The following is an 18,344-nucleotide window of genomic DNA, read 5'->3' on the forward strand; positions in this document are numbered from 1 at the left end:
GCGGGCCTGCACAGTAAGTTCGAATATCTGGCACAGCCATTGCCAAGACCTGTTCAACGACAACGAACAACAAGAGGTCTTCACCATGCCCCTGCCCTATCTGCTCCCTGCCACCTCGGCCTTCATCCAGCGCCCGCCGCGCATGCTGATCGGCGGCGACTGGGTCGAAGCCGCCGACGGCCAGACCATGCCACTGCACAATCCGGCCACCGGCGAAGTGCTGTGTGTGGTGCCTCGCGCCACGCCGGAAGATGTCGACCGTGCGGTGCTCGCCGCGCGTCAGGCTTTCGATGATTCCGCCTGGAGCCGCACCCGCCCGCGTGAACGGCAGAACCTGCTGTGGAAACTCGCCGACCTGATCCAGCGCGACGCCGAACTGCTAGCGCAACTGGAATGCCTGAACAACGGCAAGAGCGCGACAGTGGCGCAGGTGATGGACGTGCAACTGGCCATCGATTTCCTGCGTTACATGGCTGGCTGGGCCACCAAGATCGAAGCTTCCAGTGTCGACGTTTCGCTGCCGTTGATGCCCGGCGATCAGTTCCACAGTTTCATCCGCCGCGAAGCCGTGGGCGTGGTCGGCGCCATCGTTGCCTGGAATTTTCCGTTGCTGCTGGCCTGCTGGAAACTCGGCCCGGCGCTGGCAACCGGTTGCACCGTGGTGCTCAAACCGGCCGACGAAACCCCGCTGACCGCGCTGAAACTGGCGGAGCTGGTACTGGAAGCAGGCTATCCCGAAGGCGTGTTCAACGTGGTCACCGGTACCGGCATCACGGCTGGTTCAGCCCTGACCCATAATCCGCTGGTCGACAAGCTGACCTTCACCGGCTCCACCGCCGTCGGCAAGCAGATCGGCAAGATCGCCATGGACTCCATGACTCGCGTCACCCTGGAACTGGGCGGCAAGTCACCGACCATCGTCATGGCCGACGCCGACCTGAAAACCGCTGCGGCGGGTGCGGCCAGTGCGATTTTCTTCAACCAGGGCCAGGTCTGCTGCGCGGGCTCGCGCCTGTACGTACAGCGCAAGCATTTCGACAATGTGGTGGCCGATATCAGCGACATCGCCAATGCGATGAAACTCGGCAATGGCCTCGACCCGAGCGTGGAAATGGGCCCGCTGATTTCCGCGCGCCAGCAGGAGCGGGTCTACAACTACATCGAAATGGGTCGCGAGAGCGGCGCGACCATCGCCTGCGGCGGCGAGCAGTTCGGGCCGGGTTTTTTCGTCAAACCGACGGTGATTGTCGATGTCGACCAGCAGCATTCGCTGGTGCAGGAAGAGATCTTCGGGCCGGTGCTGGTGGCGATTCCATTCGATGACGAAGCCGATGCGCTGCGCATGGCCAATGACAGCCCCTACGGCCTGGGCGCCAGCATCTGGTCGAACGATCTGGCAGCGGTGCACCGGATGATTCCACGGATCAAGTCAGGGTCGGTGTGGGTCAACTGCCACAGTGCGCTGGACCCGGCGCTGCCGTTTGGCGGCTACAAGATGTCCGGCGTCGGGCGCGAGATGGGGTATGCGGCTATCGAGCATTACACCGAGTTGAAGTCGGTGTTGATCAAGTTGTAATGACTGGGCTTACGGCTCAGGGTTTGAAACCCTGAGCCAACAGCCACCCACGAACGGCTCGCCCTTGCTCGAGCATCAACCCCGCCAGCACCTGATCCGCTGGCTCATCGCGCAACCGCCGCACCAGCGGCGCCAGCTCCACGCCTTGCACATGCCAGATCCCCAGCGGCTGATCCGCTGTGATCACCACCTCGGCCTCGTCGACAAACCCGTCACTCAGCACCGGCATCCGCTCGATCCGAAGCGCGGCAAAATCCGCTGCCGCATGGGCCACTTCCGCGTCGGGCCAATGCCGCCGCGTCTGCCAGAATGTTCGATTCAGCCAGCGCAGTTCATCGGCATAAAAATCCCGACCGATCCGCGCAAAACGCAGGAACAACTGCTCCACACGCTGCTGGTGAAAACGCTGCGCCAGCGCCGCCCGCCCGGGCTTGCGCAACAGCGTGTTGATCACTACCGGCGCCTGCAAAGCCGAGGACAGCGACTGAAAAATCCCGTTGCCGGACAGCGGGTCCACCGCCATCGCCGCGTCGCCGACACGAATCCAGTTTTCACCGCAGACCTGTGACGCAAGAATCGCCGTGCTGCTGCGAGCGTGCAGTTGCAGCTCCGATTCCTGCCCGCCGACAAAGAACGCTTGAGCAAAATCCGAGGCCTGCCGCCGCGCACGGCAGTGGTCGAGCAACTGCGCCTTGCCCGGCAACCCGGCACTGGCTACGTCCACGGTCCATTGCCAATAACATTGGCCGTCGTCCCGCCGGGCCATCCACGCCCAGCCATCCTCAAGGCTTTCCACGGCGCTGGCGGTCACACCCGGCGTACCTTGCCAGCGATTGAGCAGGCTGACCGTCTCCGGCCCGCGCAGACCTTTTCCGGATGCCGGCGCTTGTCGCCCCCGAGCTTCCACCAGGAAATCCGTCGTCAACTTCTGTCCGCCATCGAGTTCGACCCAATGACCATCCGCCGAGGACTGAACGTTGAGGACTCGACCTTCAATCACCTCGACGCCGGCCAGCCGCAAGTCTTCACGCAGACCGCGATCAAAGGCCGGGCGATCCAGCAGAAACTCGATGTTCTGCGCATGCTGCTGGCCATTCCACGAAACCTGTCGCCGGGACGGCAACGTGGCGCCCGCCAGCGCATGATCCAACCCGGCACCGCGCAACGCCTCCAGCACCCGTTGCGACACGCCTTCGAGCGCCGCGAACCGGCGCCATTCGCTGATCAGCGTCACGGTGTAACCAAGCCGCCGCAGCCCCAACGCCACCGCAGCGCCCGCCGGCCCGGCACCGAGAATCAGGATCGGCGTCATGGGCCGAAACGCCGTTCAGGATCGCGATAACGAGCGTGCTGTTTCAGCCAGTCGATGACCTCGGCATTGCTCGCCTGCGGATGCTCCAGCAGATAACCGGCAATATGCCCGCTCAACGCTGCACACCCCAGACTGGCGCCGGACTGCCCCGGATAGGTGCCACGAACACAGGCGGCAAAATCCGCCTGCGCGCTGTCGAGCCAGGACCACTGTTCATCGGTGCAACGGGCGTCGCCGGTCACCCGCAATACTTGCGGATAACTGGCCGGAAACACCGCCGCGCCCTGCGCCGGGCTCGATGCACACAGCAACACCTCGCGGGCCACTGCCGCCGCGCAGGCCTGGCGCAACAGGCTGCGATCCTGCCGCAGGCCCAGACTCAGATTGATCAGCCGCACGTCCTTCGCCACCAGCCAATCGATGGCCGAAGAAATCTGCAAGGCGCTGGTGATGCCGCGCTGATCGAACACCTGAGCCACACACATCTGCGCGGCCGGTGCCCGGCGGCTGATCGCCTCGATCACCGCGCTGCCATGGCCAAGCGGATCGTCGCGCAGCTCCGATTCCGCCAGACCGTCCTCCAGCAATGAGAACCGTCGCCCGGCAATCACCTGCACCCGTTGCGCCGCCGAGTGCCCGCTGTCGACCACGCCGATACGCAATTCAGGCTTCATGCAGCACCGTTTTCGAAATGAGTACACCGTCGAGCAACTCGAAACGCAGGTCGGCATCGGCCAGGGTCGACGGACGATGGCTGATCAGAATCCGCGTGCGCCCGGCAAACAACCGGTCGATGGCTTCGATCACCTCGCGCTCGGTGGCTTCGTCGACGGCCGACGTGGCTTCGTCGAGCACCAGAATCAACGGGTCCTGCAACAATGCCCGAGCAATCGCGATCCGCTGTTTCTGCCCGCCGGACAACTGCTGGCCGCGCTCGCCCAACGGGCTGTCGAGGCCTTCGGGCAGCGACGCGATCAGGCTGTCGAGTTGCGCCAGCCGTGCGACTTCAGCGATGGCTTCGCGGCTGGCGTCCGGCACTGCGTAAGCCAGGTTGTCGGCCAGGCTGCCGCGAAACAGCACGATGTCCTGACTGACCACGGCGATGCGCCGGCGCAATTCGAACAGTTCAAGCTCGCGCAGATCCACTTCGCCGAGCAGCACCCGCCCGGATTGCGGATCGTGATGCCGTTGCAGCAGATCGATCAACGTCGACTTGCCGACGCCGGAGCCGCCGCTCAAGGCGACTTTCAGACCGTAGGGAATCGTCGCTTCGATGCCGCTCAACGTGCTCGGCCGCCCCGGATGGCTGAAGTGCACCGCGTCGAAACGCAGCTCGCCCGAGGTCGGAAACGGTTTTGGCGTGACCGGCGAAAACACAGTGGGCTCTTCGCCGCGCAACTCCATGACTCGTCCCAGGCTGACGGTCATGCGCTGGATCGCCACGTACAGCCCCAACAGGCTCTGCACCGGCCCGACCGCCATTCCCAGATAGGTGGAAAACGCGATCAGCGCACCGAGTTGCCAGGTGCCCTGCACCACCCAATAACCGCCGATCAAAAACGCGCAGGCGCGGGACAGCGAGGTCAAGGTGCCGGGCACTGCCTGGGTGAAAAACTCGGTGACTTGCAGGCGTAGCAACTGGTTCATGTAGCCCTGTCCGAGGTTTTCCAGACGTCGTGCTTCACGCTGTTGCTGACCGGCGGACTGGATGAATTTCATCACCGGCAAGGTCTCGACCATGAACGACGACATGTCCGCCGATCGCTCGCGCAATTGCCGCACGTCGCGCTCGACCTTGCGCCGCATCCAGCGCAGCCACAGCACGTCGAGCGGGATCAGCACCAGCGCCAGCAATGACAGTTTCCACGACAGCGTGAACAGCATCGCGATCGCGACCACCAAGCCGATCACACTCGATACCGCCGAGAACAACGAGTCCACGGCAAAGCGCTGAATCTCTGCCACATCGCCGTCGAGCCGCGACATCAGATCGCCGATCCGCCGCTGGCCGTAGAAGCTTGGCGACAGCTTCTGCAAATGCCGGTAGAGGTCGTCACGCAGGGCAAACAGAATCCGCCCGGACAGCCGCGTGTGCAGATAACGGTTGATCCCGGACAATGCCGTGCCAAGCAACCCGGCGATGATCATCAGCACCGCGATCAGCACCAGCATCGGAAAGTTGCGCGCCAGCAGCCCGTCGTCGATCAGCAGTTTGACCAGCCACGGCTGCACCAGCACCAGCAGCGACGCGCACACCGACAGACCGAGCAAACCGGCAATCGCCAGCCGTTGCGGCCTTACGAACCCGTAGAGCCAGCGCAACGCCGCTTGCAGCGCGGCGGGGTTGTGGCTGTCGATCAGCCGCACGAACAGGCGCTGCATCACGAGCGCAACTGTTTGAGTTTGCGATACAGGGTCGCGCGGCTGATGCCCAGGACGTCGGCGGCGGCCGAGACGTTGCCCTGATGGGTGTCCAGGGACTGGCGGATCATCTCCAGTTCGTTTTCGCGAATACTGCCGGTCTGAGGCTTCTCACTGGCGGAGAGTTCGTCGAGCATGCTGTCCGGCAAGTGATCGAGGGTCAGTACGGTTTCACCGGGTTCGCGCATCGCCAAAGCGGTGCGCAAGACCATTTCCAGTTGGCGGATATTGCCCGGCCAGTGATACGCGTCGAGCAGGCGATTGAGGTCGTCGTGCAGCACGGCGTTCGGCGCGTCGAGTTTGCTCAGCAGGCGAGTGACCAGGGCAGCGAAGTCATCGCGCTCACGCAGGGCCGGGAGCATCACGCTGATGCCGTTGACCCGGTAGAACAGATCTTCGCGGAATTGCTTGTCCTCGACCTGACGCTTGAGGTCGCGGTGCGTGGCGCAGATCAGTGCGACGTCAATGTCCTGCTCTTCTCCGGCCCCCAGTGGCGCGACTTTGCGATCTTGAAGAACGCGCAGCAGACGCGCCTGCAGGGCCAGCGGCATGTCGCCGATTTCATCGAGGAACAACGTGCCGCCATGGGCTTGTTGCAGACGTCCGATCATCCCGCCGCGGCGCGATCCGGTGAACGCGCCTTCGCGGTAGCCGAACAGTTCAGACTCGATCAGGCCTTCGGGAATTGCCGCGCAGTTCACGGCTATAAATGGTTTGTCGCTGCGACTGCCGGCCAGGTGCAACGCGCGGGCGATCACTTCTTTACCGGTGCCGGTTTCGCCGAGCAACAGTACCGGCAACTCATTGGCCAGACCTTGGCGTGCCATGCGCAAGGCTCGGGCATAACGGGCGTTGTTGCCGGCCAGTGCTTCCAGATCCGGTTGCGCCTTGGCGGTTTTCGCCACGCCGCGTGGCGGGCCGCCGAGGTTGACCGAGCGCGCCGGGGCTCGCAGGGTCTTGTAGAAAAATTCGCCTTTGGCGGTCTGTACGCTGCCGACGCCGCCCTGTTGCAGACGGGTCAGCAATTGCACGCCATCGACCCCGAGGAATTCCTCACAGCGCTTGCCGACCAGTGCCGAACGCTCGGCCCGCAGCAACTGGCAGGCCTGAGCACTGACCGCCAGAATCTGCCCGCCGAGACTGACTGCCAACAAGCCTTGCCACGGCGACTCCAGATACTGCCGACGGCTGTGAAAGGCGAGGACGATCTGATCGGGAAAGCTGTTGTTGAACACCCGGCTCTCGATCTGGCTGACCGCCATGCTCAGCAGTGCAGTGCTGTCGTGAACGCGGCCGAGCGGGCCTTCGCGGGTCAGGTCGAGGACGCCGAGGATTTCACCCTGAGGGCAATGGATCGGCACCGAGGTGCAGGAAAAATCGGTGAGGCGGTCGAGGTAGTGTTCGCCGCAATCGATCAGGGTGGGCCGCGCTTCCACCAGCGCCGTACCGAGGGCGTTGGTGCCACGGGCGGCTTCGCTCCAGCAGGCGCCGAGGGTGATGTCCTGCAGGCCGCTGCCCTTGAGCCGGTCGGCACGTCCTTCGACCGCGAGAATGGTGGCGTCGGAATTGGCGAGGATGATCAGGCCTTCCTTGCCCTGACGTTCGGCCAGGTAATCGATGGCCGGAATCGCCGCATCGATCAGCAGGCGATTGCTCGCCAGCAACACATCGAGACTCGCGCTCGATTCCAGCGCAAGCTCATGCTTGCCATTGAAATGCACGCCGTGGCTCAGGCTGCGCCGCCACGAAGCATCGATCTCCGCACGCAACACGCCATCCGGGACCTGCCCTTCGAGATGGAGTTTTTCCCGGGCCAGCCGGGCTTCGTGGTGAGACTTGGGATCAGTTGTTTTTATTAGAGTCATCAAGCGCTCCGGAGCGGTCCGCTTTGCGCTTTTTCACATCAGCGCCCTGACGCCAATGTTTACGTTAACGTCAGGGCGATGGCAAGCACCGCAGGGCGCTTCGTCAGGTGGATCGTCTCAGCGCTGCCACACCTCGGCATTCACGAAAAACGCCCGGGCGTTGTCTTCGAGACTTTCCAGGTGATAGCCGCCTTCCTGCACGATCAGGCACGGCATGCCAAGGCTGCGAATGCGCTCACCCAGTGTTGCAAAGCCTTCGCGGGTCACAGCGACTTTGCTTTGCGGGTCAAGCTCATAGATATCGAAGCCCAGCGACAGCACCAGCACCTCGGCACCGAACTCGCGCACCGCGCTCAACGCAACTTCCAGTTGCCCGAAGAAATCCTCTTCGCTTGAACCATGGGCCATCGGCAGGTTGAGGTTGAAACCCTCCCCCGCGCCGCTGCCGCGTTCGTCGGCAAACCCGGCGACGCCCGGATAGAAGTTGGTCGGATCGCCATGCACCGAAACGTAGAGCACGTCGTCGCGGTCGTAGAAAATCTCCTGGATACCCTGGCCGTGGTGCATGTCAGTGTCGAGCACCGCAACCTTTTCAAACTTGTCGCGCAGCACCTGCGCCGCCACCGCCGCGTTATTCACGTAGCAGAAACCTCCGGCCGCTTCGGCCCGGGCATGGTGCCCCGGCGGACGGCACAAGGCGTAGGCCGCCGGCTCGCCATCGATCAGTGCCTGAGCCCCGGCCACTGCGCTTTGCGCTGACCAATAAGCCGAACGCCAGGTCTGCTCGCCGACCGGGCAACTGCCGTCCGCCAGGTAACGCGCAGCCTGGGCGAGGATGCCACGCAAGGCATTGGGTTCGCGAACGAAGATGTTCGACATCACCTCGTCGCCCCAGTCTTCCGGGATTTCTTTCCAGCGTGCGTGCGCTTCCTGAAGAAAGGTCAGATACGGCGAGCCATGCACCGCCAACAACGGTGCGAGGCCGGCGTCGGCGGGTTTCTCGACACGGAAGCCCAGACCGTGGGCCGCCTGCACCAGACGTTGCGCGCGCTCCGGGACTTCCTGCGGCGTGCGCATCTGCCCGCGCGAGTAATAGCTGCGTGGATGGTGGAGCAATTGTTCAGGGTGGAAAAAACTGCGCATGCTTCAGACTCCTTGTTCGATTCGACCGGCGCGGGCCAGCACGGCGTTGAGCAAAACATCGGTGCCCTGCTTCACGTCTTCGGGCAACACATCTTCAGCCTCGTTGTGGCTCAAGCCACCGACGCACGGGATGAACACCATCGCCGTCGGGCAGTAGCGCGCCAGATGAATCGCGTCATGGCCGGCGCCGCTGACAATCGATTGCTGAGCGTAGCCCAGCGCATCCACCGCCTCTTGCACGGCTGCCACGCATTCGGCGTCGAACGGTGTGGCCGGGCTGATCCAGTGCGGGGTGATCGTCAGGTTAAGGCCACGGCCATCGGCGATGGCCTGCAACCGGGCACGGACCTGTTGCTCCATGGCAGCAATGGCGTCGTCGCGGTGATGACGCAGATCTACGGTGAAATTCACCAGCCCCGGAATGGTGTTGCGCGAGGACTTGTTGATGCTCAGTTCGCCAACCGTGGTCAGGCCCTCCGGTGCAAAATCTGCCGCCAGACCTTCGATTGCCTGAATCATCCGCGCCACGCCGTACAGCGCGTCTTTGCGCAGCGGCATCGGCGTGGTGCCGGCATGGGCGGCCATGCCTTCCACGCGCACGTCGAGCCAGCGGATCGCCTGACCGCCCGTGACCACTCCGATGCTCTTGGCGTTGTCTTCAAGGATCGGGCCCTGCTCGATGTGTGCTTCAAAATACGCATCCACCGCGCCGCCCAACGGACGCTCTCCTGCGTAACCGGTACGCTGCAAGGCTTCAGCAACGCTGATGCCATTTGCATCACGAACAGCCAGCGCAGCACTTAGATCCATGATTCCGGTGAACACTGCCGAGCCGAACATGGCCGGCGTGAAACGCGCGCCTTCTTCGTTGGTCCACACCGCCACTTCCAGCGGTTTGCGGGTCTGGATGTTCAGGTCGTTGAGGCAACGCACCACTTCCAGCCCGGCGAGCACGCCGTAGACGCCATCGAAACGCCCGCCCTCGGGCTGGGTGTCGAGGTGGCTGCCCATCATCACCGGGGCGGCGTCCGGATCGGTGCCGGCGCGGCGGGCGAACAGGTTGCCGATGGCGTCAACGCTCAGGGTCATACCGGCTTCGCGGCACCAGTGGGCGAACAGTTCGCGACCGGCCTTGTCTTCGTCGCTCAACGCCAGACGGCAGCTGCCGCCCCGGGCAGTGGCACCGATTTCGGCCATGGCCATCAGACTCGCCCACAGGCGTTCGCCATTGATTTTCAACATGAGGTTCTCCTGAAATTCCGGGTTAGGCACGGGCCATTTCCGCGCGATGGGCGCTCGCGTGACGACGAGCAAGGGACAGCACGCAGACCAGCGAAATGCCGGCAATCAGGCTGTAGAACACCGCCATCGGCCACCACTGCCCGGTGAATTTGTGCGCCAGCATCGTGCCGATCAGCGGCGTCAGGCCGCCGGCCACCGCACCGCAAATCTGATAGGCCAGGGAGATCGCGGTGTAGCGCACGCGGGTCTCGAACATGCCGCTGACGTAACCGGCAATCACCGCGTAGAACGAGGCCATGCACACCACCGCCAGGGCGATGCCGAGGATGATCAGCGGCGCCTGGGCCGAGCTGACCAACACGAACATCGGATACGGCGAGGCCATCGCCAGCAGCGACACCAGGCACAGGAAACGCGTCGCGCCGATCTTCTCCGCCGTCCACGCCGCCAGCGGTTGAATGCAGAACTGAATGATCGCGACGAAAAACAGGCATTCGAGAATCAGCGAACGTGGCAGCGCCAGTTGCTGAGTTGTGTAGGCGATCATGAAGGTGTTGGTGAAATACACCCCGGCGATGCCCAGCGTGTTGGCGCCGATGCACAGCAGCAGCGGACGCCACGCCGTGCGCAGCACTTCCATCACCGGCGCCTGTTCTTTCTTGATTTGCTTGGTGGCCTGCTCGCGGCTGGCGAGGAATTCCGGCGACTCGTTCACGCCCAGACGAATTGCCAGGCCCACCAGCAGCAACAGCGCACTGGCGAGAAACGGCAGGCGCCAGCCCCAGCTCATCAGATCTTCTTCCGGCAAACGAGTCACCGCGCTGAAAGCCAGCAGCGACAGGATCAACCCCGCCGGGCTGCCCAATTGCGCGAACGACGCGAAGAAATTGCGCCGGCCCTTCGGCGCATGCTCGCCGGCCATCAGCACCGCCCCGCCCCACTCGCCACCGACGGCGATGCCCTGGACGATGCGCAGCAGAATCAACAGCACCGGTGCCGCCGCGCCGATCTGCGCGTAGGTCGGTAGCAGACCGATGCACACCGTCACTACGCCCATCATCAGCAGCGTGATGATCAGGGATTTCTTGCGGCCGATACGGTCACCGATATGGCCAAAAATGATCCCGCCCAACGGCCGGGCGAAGAAGCCCACGGCGAAGGTGCCGAACGCGGCCATGGTGCTGAACAGCGGATCGTCGGAAGGAAAGAACAGCGCGCCGAACACCAGTGCGGCGGCGGTGGCGTAGATGTAAAAGTCGTACCACTCGATCATGGTGCCGATGAAGGCTGCGGCCGCCGCACGGCGCGGCTGGTTCGAAGCGTGAGGCTTCATGGGGTCGGGCTCCTTTGATTGTTTTTCTGGCAGGAGGGAAACGGCAAATCCGAGGCACTCTGACGGCGCCTGTCTGGAGGTGATTTATCGTTCCGGGGCTATGATTAGTCAATTTTCTATTTATTATTCCGACTATTACCCAACCTTATAATCGAGAAATCCCATGGCCGAACGCGACGCCCAGCGCCTGCTCAACGACCGCCTCGACTGGAACCTGCTGCGCACCTTCCGGGTGATCGGCCAGGAGCTGAGCATCAGCCGCGCCGCCGCGCGTCTGCACCTGACGCAACCGGCGGTGAGCCAGGCGCTCAAGCGTCTGGAGGAGCAACTGGGTCGCCAGTTGATTGCCCGTCGCGGTCCGCGCTTTGCCCTCACCGAAGTCGGCGAGCAGATTTTCGAACTGGCCGGCGAGATCTACGGGCAGATGTCCCAGGTCAGCAGCCTGCTGGAGCAACCGGCCGACGAAGTGATCGGCAAGGTGCGGCTGCTGATCATCAGTCGGATCTTTTCCGAGCGTTTCGATGACTTTCTCGCTGACTTCCACCGGCAGTATCCAAGGGTGGATCTGGAGGTCGATGTGATGCGCAGTTCGGACATCGTCAGCGCGCTTCAGGAGAAAACTGCGACCCTTGGCCTGAGCCTCAATCGCCGCCCTCAACCGCGTCTGGAACAGCGTCTGTTCCTGCGTCAGCGCTACGCGTTTTTCTGCGGCAAACACCACGCGCTGTTCGGCCGACAGGACATCGGCGAAGGCGATCTGCAGCGGGAGAATTTCGTCAGTTTCACCAGTGACCAGATTGGTGGAATGCTCTCGCCACTGACGATTTTTCGCGACCAACAAGGCTTCAGCGGACGCATCGTCGCGTCATCGCCAAGCCTGGAAGAAGTGCGGCGCCTGGTGATCGCCGGGTTCGGCATCGGTTGCCTGCCAGAGCACGTGGTGGCGGCGGACGTCGAGGCCGGATTGCTCTGGCGCCTGCCGCCCCACGAAGGGATCGCCGATGTCGACATTCATCTGCTGTGGAACCGCGATCAGCGCATGAGCCGCGCCGAGACGCTGTTCATCGAGCGCTTGCAGGCCTGTCTGGCGGATCAGTAACCGAGCAGCCGATCCGCGCTGTTTAGCAACGGTTCGCCGGCATTCAGACGGCGGAAGTTCTCGGCGATCTGCTCGGCGATGCAGTCATGAGACGCCGCCGAAGCCATGTGCGGTGTGATGTTCACGCCCGGGGTTTTCCACAGCGGATGATTGGCGGGCAGCGGTTCCTGCTCGAAGACATCGAGCAGCGCACCGCGCAGTTTTCCACGGGCCAGGGCCTGTTGCAGATCTTCGATGTTCAGATGCCCACCGCGCCCGACGTTGACCAGTGCCGCGCCGTTGGCCAGTCGTTCGAAGGTCTGGCGATTGAGGATGCCGCGTGTTTCGTGAGTGAGTGGCAACAGATTGATCAGCAACTCCACGCCGTCGAGAAATGGATTGAAGGCATCAGTGCCGGCGAAGGTCTGCACGCCCGGCAGATCCTTGCTGCTGCGCGCCCAGCCTCGCACGTCGTAACCAGCGGTTGCCAGGTCCTGCGCAATCGCGCTGCCAAGTGAACCGAGCCCCATCACACCGATCCGGAACTCATGGGCCGGGCGTTGCAGGGGCCTCTCCCAATGCTGTTGGCGCTGTTGCTCAAGGACTTGATCGAAGCCGCGATGGTAGTGAATCACCGCCCAGCGCACGTATTCGGTCATGCCTTGGCGATGGCCGGGATCGACCACCCGGCACACCGGCAGATCCGGGCACGACGGATCGTGCTCCAGATGATCGATGCCGGCGGCGACCGAGTGAATCACTTGCAGATTGGGTAACGCGGCGAGGCTGTCCGGCAGCGGAAACCAGCACGCTGCAATCTGCGCATTCGCCGCCCGGGGATCATCGGCCAGCACCGCCGAAAGCTGCGGCGCGCGTCGGGCAAAGGCTTCCTGCAATTGTTTGAGCAACAGCCTGTCGCGGGACATCAGTGCAACGGTGTTCATGACAGATAGGACTCGCGCTGGGATTCGATCAGGGTCAGGGCGGCCTCCCAGGCCAGGTCGATGATGTTGTCCTGTTCATCGCGGTCGAACTGTTCGGCGGTGTGGTCGCAGACTTCCGGCGACGGGAAATGCAGCTCGCAACCGCCGGCCAGCGCCTGCACTTGAGCCTGACAGGCGCGTTCCAGGAAATGGATTTCCTGGAACGCCTGAGCCACGCCGGAACCGCCGACCAGCAAACCGTGATTGCGCAGGATCATCGCCCGGTGCGGGCCGAGGTCGGCGATCAAACGTTCGCGCTCATCCAGCGACAAGGCGATGCCTTCGTAGGTGTGATAAGCGAGTTTTCCGTAGAACTTCAGCGCGTGCTGACTGATCGGCAGAAGGCCCTGTTTCTGCGCGGCGACGGCCATGCCGGCGGCGGTATGGGTGTGGATCACGCAGTTCAGATCCGGTCGGGCCATGTGGATTGCCGAGTGGATCACGAAGCCGGCGGCATTGACCCGATGCCCTGCATATTCAGGGTCGACGATGCGCCCGTCCTGATCGATGCGCACCAGATCGGAGGCGCGCATGCGGTCGAAGATCACGCCGTAGCGGTTGATCAGGAAATGATGCTCCGGCCCCGGAATCCGCAGGGTGATGTGGGTGTCGATCAGGTCGGTCATGCGAAAGTGCGCGATCAGGCGGTACAACGCGGCGAGCTCGCAACGGGCTTGCCATTCGATCGGGTCGATGTGGGCGGGTTTACTCACGAATACACCTCTTTGCTTGTATGAAGGACGACCGGGTTGGCCCGCAGACGCGCGAGGCCACAGACACCGATCAGGGAAAGAGCGGACAGCAGCGTGAAGAACACCGCCAACGGCAGCCATTGCCCGGAAAACTTGCTGGCCAGCAGCGTGCCGATCAGTGGCGTGGTGCCCCCGGCGACCGCGCAACTCAACTGGTAAGCGATGGAAATGCCCGAGTAGCGCAGATGCACCGGGAACGCCTGGGTCATGTACCCGGCGATCACCGCGTACAGCGCTGAGAGAATCACCACCGCGATGGCGATGCCGAGGGTCATCAACAGAATGTTTTGAGTGCCGACGAGCAGGAACATCGGGTACGGCGTGACCATGCACAGCAACGCGACCAGCATCAGGAACCGCCCTTCGCCGATGCGCTCGGCGAGCACCGCCGACAGCGGTTGCGAGAGCAGTTGAATGATCGTCACCAGGAACAGACAGTCGAGAATGGTCGCCCGGGGAATACCCTGATATTGGGTGACATAGGTGATCATGAAGGTGTTGGTGAAGAAGAAACCGGCCGAGCCGATGGTCACGGCGGCGGCCGCGAACAGGATCTGTCGCCAGCACTGACGGATAACATCCTTCACCGGGTATTTCGCGGTTTCGTTGTTGTCTTTGGCCTTGGCGAATTCCGGCGATTCATGCACCCCGGAGCGGATCATCAACCCGACCATCATCAGCACACCGCTGGCGAGAAACGGCAGACGCCAGCCCCAGGCGAGGAAGTCTTCCGGCGACAGCGACGTGACCAGTCGGAACGCGATCAACGCCAGCAGCAAACCCGCCGGGCTGCCGAGCTGGGCGAACGAGGCGTAGAAGGTCTTGCGTTTGGCCGGGGCGTGCTCGCTGGCCATCAGCACCGCCCCGCCCCACTCGCCGCCAACGGAAATGCCCTGGATCAAACGGAGAACAATCAACCCGATCGGCGCCCAGATACCGACGCTGGCGTAACTCGGCAGCAGACCGATGCCGGCGGTGGCCAGGCCCATCAGTGCCATGGTCACCAGCAACATTTTCTTGCGGCCGAGACGGTCGCCCAGGTGTCCGAACACCATGCCGGCCATCGGGCGGGCGATGAAACCAACGGCGAAACTGCCGAACGCGGCGAGCGTGCTGGTCACCGGGTCGCTGCTGGGAAAGAACACTTGCCCGAGCACCAGTGCGGCGGCGGTGGCATAGATGTAGAAATCGTAGAATTCGATGGTCGTGCCAATGAAGGCAGCGGCCGCGGCGCGACGCGGCTGAGCGGTGGTGTGCATGCAAGAACCCTGTGTATTTATAGTTTTTGGGCAGGTGTCGAGGCGGCTGACGGTCGCGCTCTGTGGCGCTTGTGGGCTTTATCGCTTCCGTGAAAGGATTAGTCAATTTTCAAAAACTTATCTTTACTATTAGCGTGGCTACTGCATGAGCTCTTCCTCGAATCCCTGGACCGGCCGACGTTTTCTCAACGACCGGCTCGACTGGAACCTGCTGCGCACTTACTTGGTGATCGGTCAGGAAGGCAGCATGAGCCGCGCCGCTGCGCGATTGCACATTACTCAGTCGGCGGTCAGCCAGGCGTTGAAACGTCTCGAAGAACAACTGGATTGTGTGTTGATTGCGCGCAGCGGACGGCGCTTTGATCTGACGGAAACCGGGGAGGAAGTCCTGCGGATTGCGGCGGATATCTACGGCGATATTTCCCGTTTGGGCACCGTGGTCGAGAACCGCCATGACGACGTAGTCGGCAAGATCCGTATCCTCACTGTCAGCGGCGTACAGGCGCGGCATTACGATGAGTTTCTTGCGGACTTCCACGAAACTCACCCGAAAATCGAGCTGGAAGTCGAAGTGATGGGCAGTTCGAACATCATCAGCTCACTGCTGCAAAAGACCGCGACGGTCGGTGTCGGATTATGTCGCCTGCCTCAGCCAAGGCTGGAGCAACGGGTGCTGTTTCGTGAGCGCTATGCGTACTTTTGCGGGCAGCGGCATCGACTGTTCGGACAACAGAATCTGACGCTGGAGCAATTGGCGGCGGAGAACTTTGTCAGCTTCACCAGCGATCAGCTTGGCGGCAATCTTTCGCCGTTGACGCTGTTTCGTGACCAGCAGGGCTTTACCGGCAAGATTGTCGCCTCCTCTACCAGTTTCGAAGAGATTTACCGCTTGATCTGTGCAGGATTCGGCATTGGCTGTCTGCCGACTCACCTGGTCCGAAGGGATGTCGAACAGGGCTTGCTGTGGCGATTGCCCCCGGAGGATGGGGTGGTGGATTTCGATATCCAGCTGTTGTGGAATCGCGAACAGAAGATGACTCAGGCGGAAACGGTGTTCCTCGACAGCTTCCAGCACATGCTCAGCTTGCGTGAGCCTGTGCTGTGAAGCTGTGGCAGATTACACGTGTGGATCGCCCGGTGCCTTGGTCGGCGCCGCGTACTGCGGCTTGAGGTGACCGTCCTGGTCGAGTAGCCAGGCGTCCATGATCTGCCGCACCACAGGGCCTGCGACTCGCCCCCCCGCCTCACCGTTTTCGATCATTACCGAGATGGCGATCTTCGGATGTTCGGCCGGAGCGAAACCGACGAACAAGGCGTTGTCACGATGGCGCTCGAGGGTTTTCTCGCGGTTGTAGCGCTCACCCTGCTTGATCGCCACCACCTGCGCCGTACCACTCTTGCCGGCTATGCGGTACTGCGCACCGGCGGCAGCGGCGCGGGCGATACCTCGGGCGTCGTGCATTACCATCTGCATGCCGTGGTTGACCTGATCCCAGTCACGCGGATCCTTGAGCAGGATGTTCGGCATCGGGTGTTCATCTACCGGCGGCACACCGTCGACGGTTTTAGCGAGATGTGGACGATTCCATACACCTTTGTTGGCAATCAGTGCTGTGGCCTGAGCCAGCTGCAGCGGTGTGACCTGCATGTAGCCCTGGCCGATGCCGAGAATCACTGTCTCACCGGGGAACCACGCCTGACGCCGGGTGGCGCGCTTCCAGGCCTGGGACGGCATCAGGCCAGGAGACTCTTCGAACATGTCCAGGGAGACTTTCTCGCCGAGGCCGAACATCGCCATGTAGTCGTGCAAGCGATCGATGCCGAGCTTGTGCGCCAGGTCGTAGAAGTAGGTATCGTTGGAGCGCATGATCGCCGCATCCATGTCCACCCAGCCGTCGCCGCTATGGTTCCAGTTGCGGTACTTGTGGTCGAAGTCCGGCAGTTGGTAGTAGCCAGGGTCAAAGACGCGGGTCTGTGGCGTGACTACGCCAGCGTCGAGTCCGGCAATTGCCACCTCGGGCTTGATCGTCGAACCGGGCGCGTACAAGCCGCGCAGCACGCGGTTGAACAGCGGTCGGTCGATGGAGTCACGCAGCGCGGAATATTCCTTGGAGCTGATACCGGTCACGAACAGGTTGGGGTCGAAGCTGGGGTTGCTGACCATGGCCAGCACTTCACCGGTCGATGGATCCAGTGCAACGACCGAGCCGCGACGGTCGCCCAGCGCGGCTTCGGCGGCTTCCTGAAGCTTGACGTCGAGGCTCAGGACGATGTTTTTGCCGGGCACTGGGTCGGTGTGCTTGAGGACACGCAGTACGCGGCCCTGAGCGTTGGTTTCCACTTCCTCGTAACCGACATGGCCGTGCAGTTGTGCTTCGTAGAAACGCTCTACGCCCGTCTTGCCGATGGATTGGGTGCCGCGGTACTCGACGGAGTCGAGCGTCTTGGATTCTTTTTCGTTGATGCGACCGACATAGCCGATCGAGTGGGCGAAGTGCGCGCCGAGCGGGTAGTGACGAACGAACTGCGGTTCGACATCCAGCCCCGGCAAGCGGAACTCGTTGACCGCCAGCACGGCAATCTGTTCTTCGGTCAGTTCATAGAACAGGGTCACCGGTGTAAACGGGTGACGCGACTGTTTCATGGCCTTGTCGAAGACCGAACGATCTTCCGCGGGCAGGTGCAGGAGACTGATGACTTCGTCCAGCTCCTGATTGACATCAGTGGCACGTTCGCGGGTGATGATCAGGTTGTAACTGGGACGGTTGTCGGCCAGCAGCACGCCGTTGCGGTCGTAAATCAACCCGCGTGTTGGCGGGATTGGCAGGACATGGACACGGTTGTTTTCGGAGATGGTCGAGTGGTAGTCGAACTCAACCACTTGCAGGATGTACAGGCGCACCACCAGCGCACAGCTTATCGCGAAGACGAACAAGGCACAGGCAACCAGCCGTTTGTTGACCAGGCGCGTCTCTTTTTCGTGGTCCTTGATGGGGATTGGTTCAGGCATTTCTGCAGCAACTCTTTGACAAAAATGAGCGCCGATCCGTGGGCGAGACATCAGTCCGTTAAAAACGAGCTGCACCATACCAAAAACCGGGCGGTCATTTCAGAAGGATTTCCCCAGTGGTTGCGATCACGACGCCCGGCCTACTCTTCCAGGATTTTCTCGCGGGCAAAACAAAACCCCAATTGCTTTCGCAATTGGGGTTTCGGAATTTAATCTTGACGATGACCTACTCTCACATGGGGAAACCCCACACTACCATCGGCGATGCATCGTTTCACTTCTGAGTTCGGGATGGGATCAGGTGGTTCCAACGCTCTATGGTCGTCAAGAAATTCGGGTACTGACTCGTGACCGGATGGCCTCGCTTCAG

Annotated in this window: 14 protein-coding genes and 1 rRNA gene; 3 read left to right on the forward strand and 12 right to left on the reverse strand. The window is 62.3% G+C overall.

Features of this window, described 5'->3' with window-relative positions:
- The first annotated feature begins 85 nt into the window (after positions 1–85).
- Entirely contained in the window at positions 86–1,576 is a 1,491-nt protein-coding gene (locus DLD99_RS19495) for an aldehyde dehydrogenase family protein (RefSeq protein ID WP_114884419.1), read from the forward strand.
- Between the two features lie 16 nt (positions 1,577–1,592).
- Here the strand turns inward: DLD99_RS19495 and qhpG are convergent, their stop codons facing one another.
- The 7 genes from qhpG to DLD99_RS19530 form a co-directional block, all read right to left on the reverse strand.
- A complete protein-coding gene (gene qhpG, locus DLD99_RS19500) occupies positions 1,593–2,888 on the reverse strand; it encodes a flavin-dependent monooxygenase QhpG (RefSeq protein WP_114884421.1) in 1,296 nt (431 codons plus the stop codon).
- Entirely contained in the window at positions 2,885–3,562 is a 678-nt protein-coding gene (qhpE, locus tag DLD99_RS19505) for a subtilisin-like serine protease QhpE (RefSeq protein WP_114884422.1), read from the reverse strand. Before qhpE ends, qhpG begins: the two co-directional genes overlap by 4 nt.
- Complete coding sequence (locus DLD99_RS19510; protein WP_114884424.1) at positions 3,552–5,270, reverse strand: ABC transporter ATP-binding protein; 1,719 nt, start codon at positions 5,268–5,270, stop codon at positions 3,552–3,554. Before DLD99_RS19510 ends, qhpE begins: the two co-directional genes overlap by 11 nt.
- Positions 5,270–7,174 carry a sigma-54-dependent Fis family transcriptional regulator gene (locus tag DLD99_RS19515; RefSeq protein WP_114884426.1) on the reverse strand — a complete coding sequence of 635 codons (1,905 nt, stop codon included), beginning with the start codon at positions 7,172–7,174 and terminating at the stop codon, positions 5,270–5,272. The genes DLD99_RS19510 and DLD99_RS19515 overlap by 1 nt, the downstream gene beginning before the upstream one ends.
- A 117-nt stretch (positions 7,175–7,291) precedes the next feature.
- A complete protein-coding gene (locus DLD99_RS19520; protein ID WP_114884427.1) occupies positions 7,292–8,317 on the reverse strand; it encodes a histone deacetylase family protein in 1,026 nt (341 codons plus the stop codon).
- Positions 8,318–8,320: 3 nt separating this feature from the next.
- Positions 8,321–9,559, reverse strand: a complete 1,239-nt coding sequence (locus DLD99_RS19525; RefSeq protein ID WP_114884429.1) for a Zn-dependent hydrolase — start codon at positions 9,557–9,559, stop codon at positions 8,321–8,323.
- A gap of 22 nt (positions 9,560–9,581) precedes the next feature.
- Positions 9,582–10,892, reverse strand: a complete 1,311-nt coding sequence (locus DLD99_RS19530) for an MFS transporter (protein ID WP_114884431.1) — start codon at positions 10,890–10,892, stop codon at positions 9,582–9,584.
- A 163-nt stretch (positions 10,893–11,055) separates the two neighbouring features.
- On the opposite strand from DLD99_RS19530, the gene DLD99_RS19535 reads away from it, so the two are divergent.
- A complete protein-coding gene (locus DLD99_RS19535; protein ID WP_114884433.1) occupies positions 11,056–11,991 on the forward strand; it encodes a LysR family transcriptional regulator in 936 nt (311 codons plus the stop codon).
- Here the strand turns inward: DLD99_RS19535 and DLD99_RS19540 are convergent.
- The 3 genes from DLD99_RS19540 to DLD99_RS19550 are packed head-to-tail and all read right to left on the reverse strand — an operon-like array spanning position 11,985 to position 14,964.
- A complete protein-coding gene (locus DLD99_RS19540) occupies positions 11,985–12,914 on the reverse strand; it encodes a 2-hydroxyacid dehydrogenase (protein ID WP_114884435.1) in 930 nt (309 codons plus the stop codon). The two genes, DLD99_RS19535 and DLD99_RS19540, sit on opposite strands and share 7 nt — an antisense overlap.
- Complete coding sequence (locus DLD99_RS19545) at positions 12,911–13,666, reverse strand: class II aldolase/adducin family protein (RefSeq protein WP_114884437.1); 756 nt, start codon at positions 13,664–13,666, stop codon at positions 12,911–12,913. Before DLD99_RS19545 ends, DLD99_RS19540 begins: the two co-directional genes overlap by 4 nt.
- A complete protein-coding gene (locus DLD99_RS19550; protein WP_114884438.1) occupies positions 13,663–14,964 on the reverse strand; it encodes an MFS transporter in 1,302 nt (433 codons plus the stop codon). Before DLD99_RS19550 ends, DLD99_RS19545 begins: the two co-directional genes overlap by 4 nt.
- A gap of 145 nt (positions 14,965–15,109) precedes the next feature.
- Between DLD99_RS19550 and DLD99_RS19555 the strand changes: the two genes are divergently transcribed.
- Positions 15,110–16,069: a LysR family transcriptional regulator gene (locus DLD99_RS19555; RefSeq protein WP_114884440.1), complete on the forward strand. Its 960-nt coding sequence runs from the start codon at positions 15,110–15,112 to the stop codon at positions 16,067–16,069.
- A gap of 12 nt (positions 16,070–16,081) precedes the next feature.
- Here the strand turns inward: DLD99_RS19555 and mrdA are convergent, their stop codons facing one another.
- Together mrdA and rrf are read right to left on the reverse strand one after the other, a co-directional pair.
- On the reverse strand, positions 16,082–17,974 hold the full coding sequence (gene mrdA, locus DLD99_RS19560) for a penicillin-binding protein 2 (RefSeq protein ID WP_085713108.1): 1,893 nt from the start codon (positions 17,972–17,974) through the stop codon (positions 16,082–16,084).
- A gap of 213 nt (positions 17,975–18,187) precedes the next feature.
- Positions 18,188–18,303: ribosomal RNA gene (rrf, locus tag DLD99_RS19565) — 5S ribosomal RNA — on the reverse strand.
- Positions 18,304–18,344: the final 41 nt, after the last annotated feature.

The organism is Pseudomonas kribbensis, from assembly GCF_003352185.1.
Taxonomy (GTDB): Bacteria; Pseudomonadota; Gammaproteobacteria; order Pseudomonadales; family Pseudomonadaceae; genus Aquipseudomonas; species Aquipseudomonas kribbensis.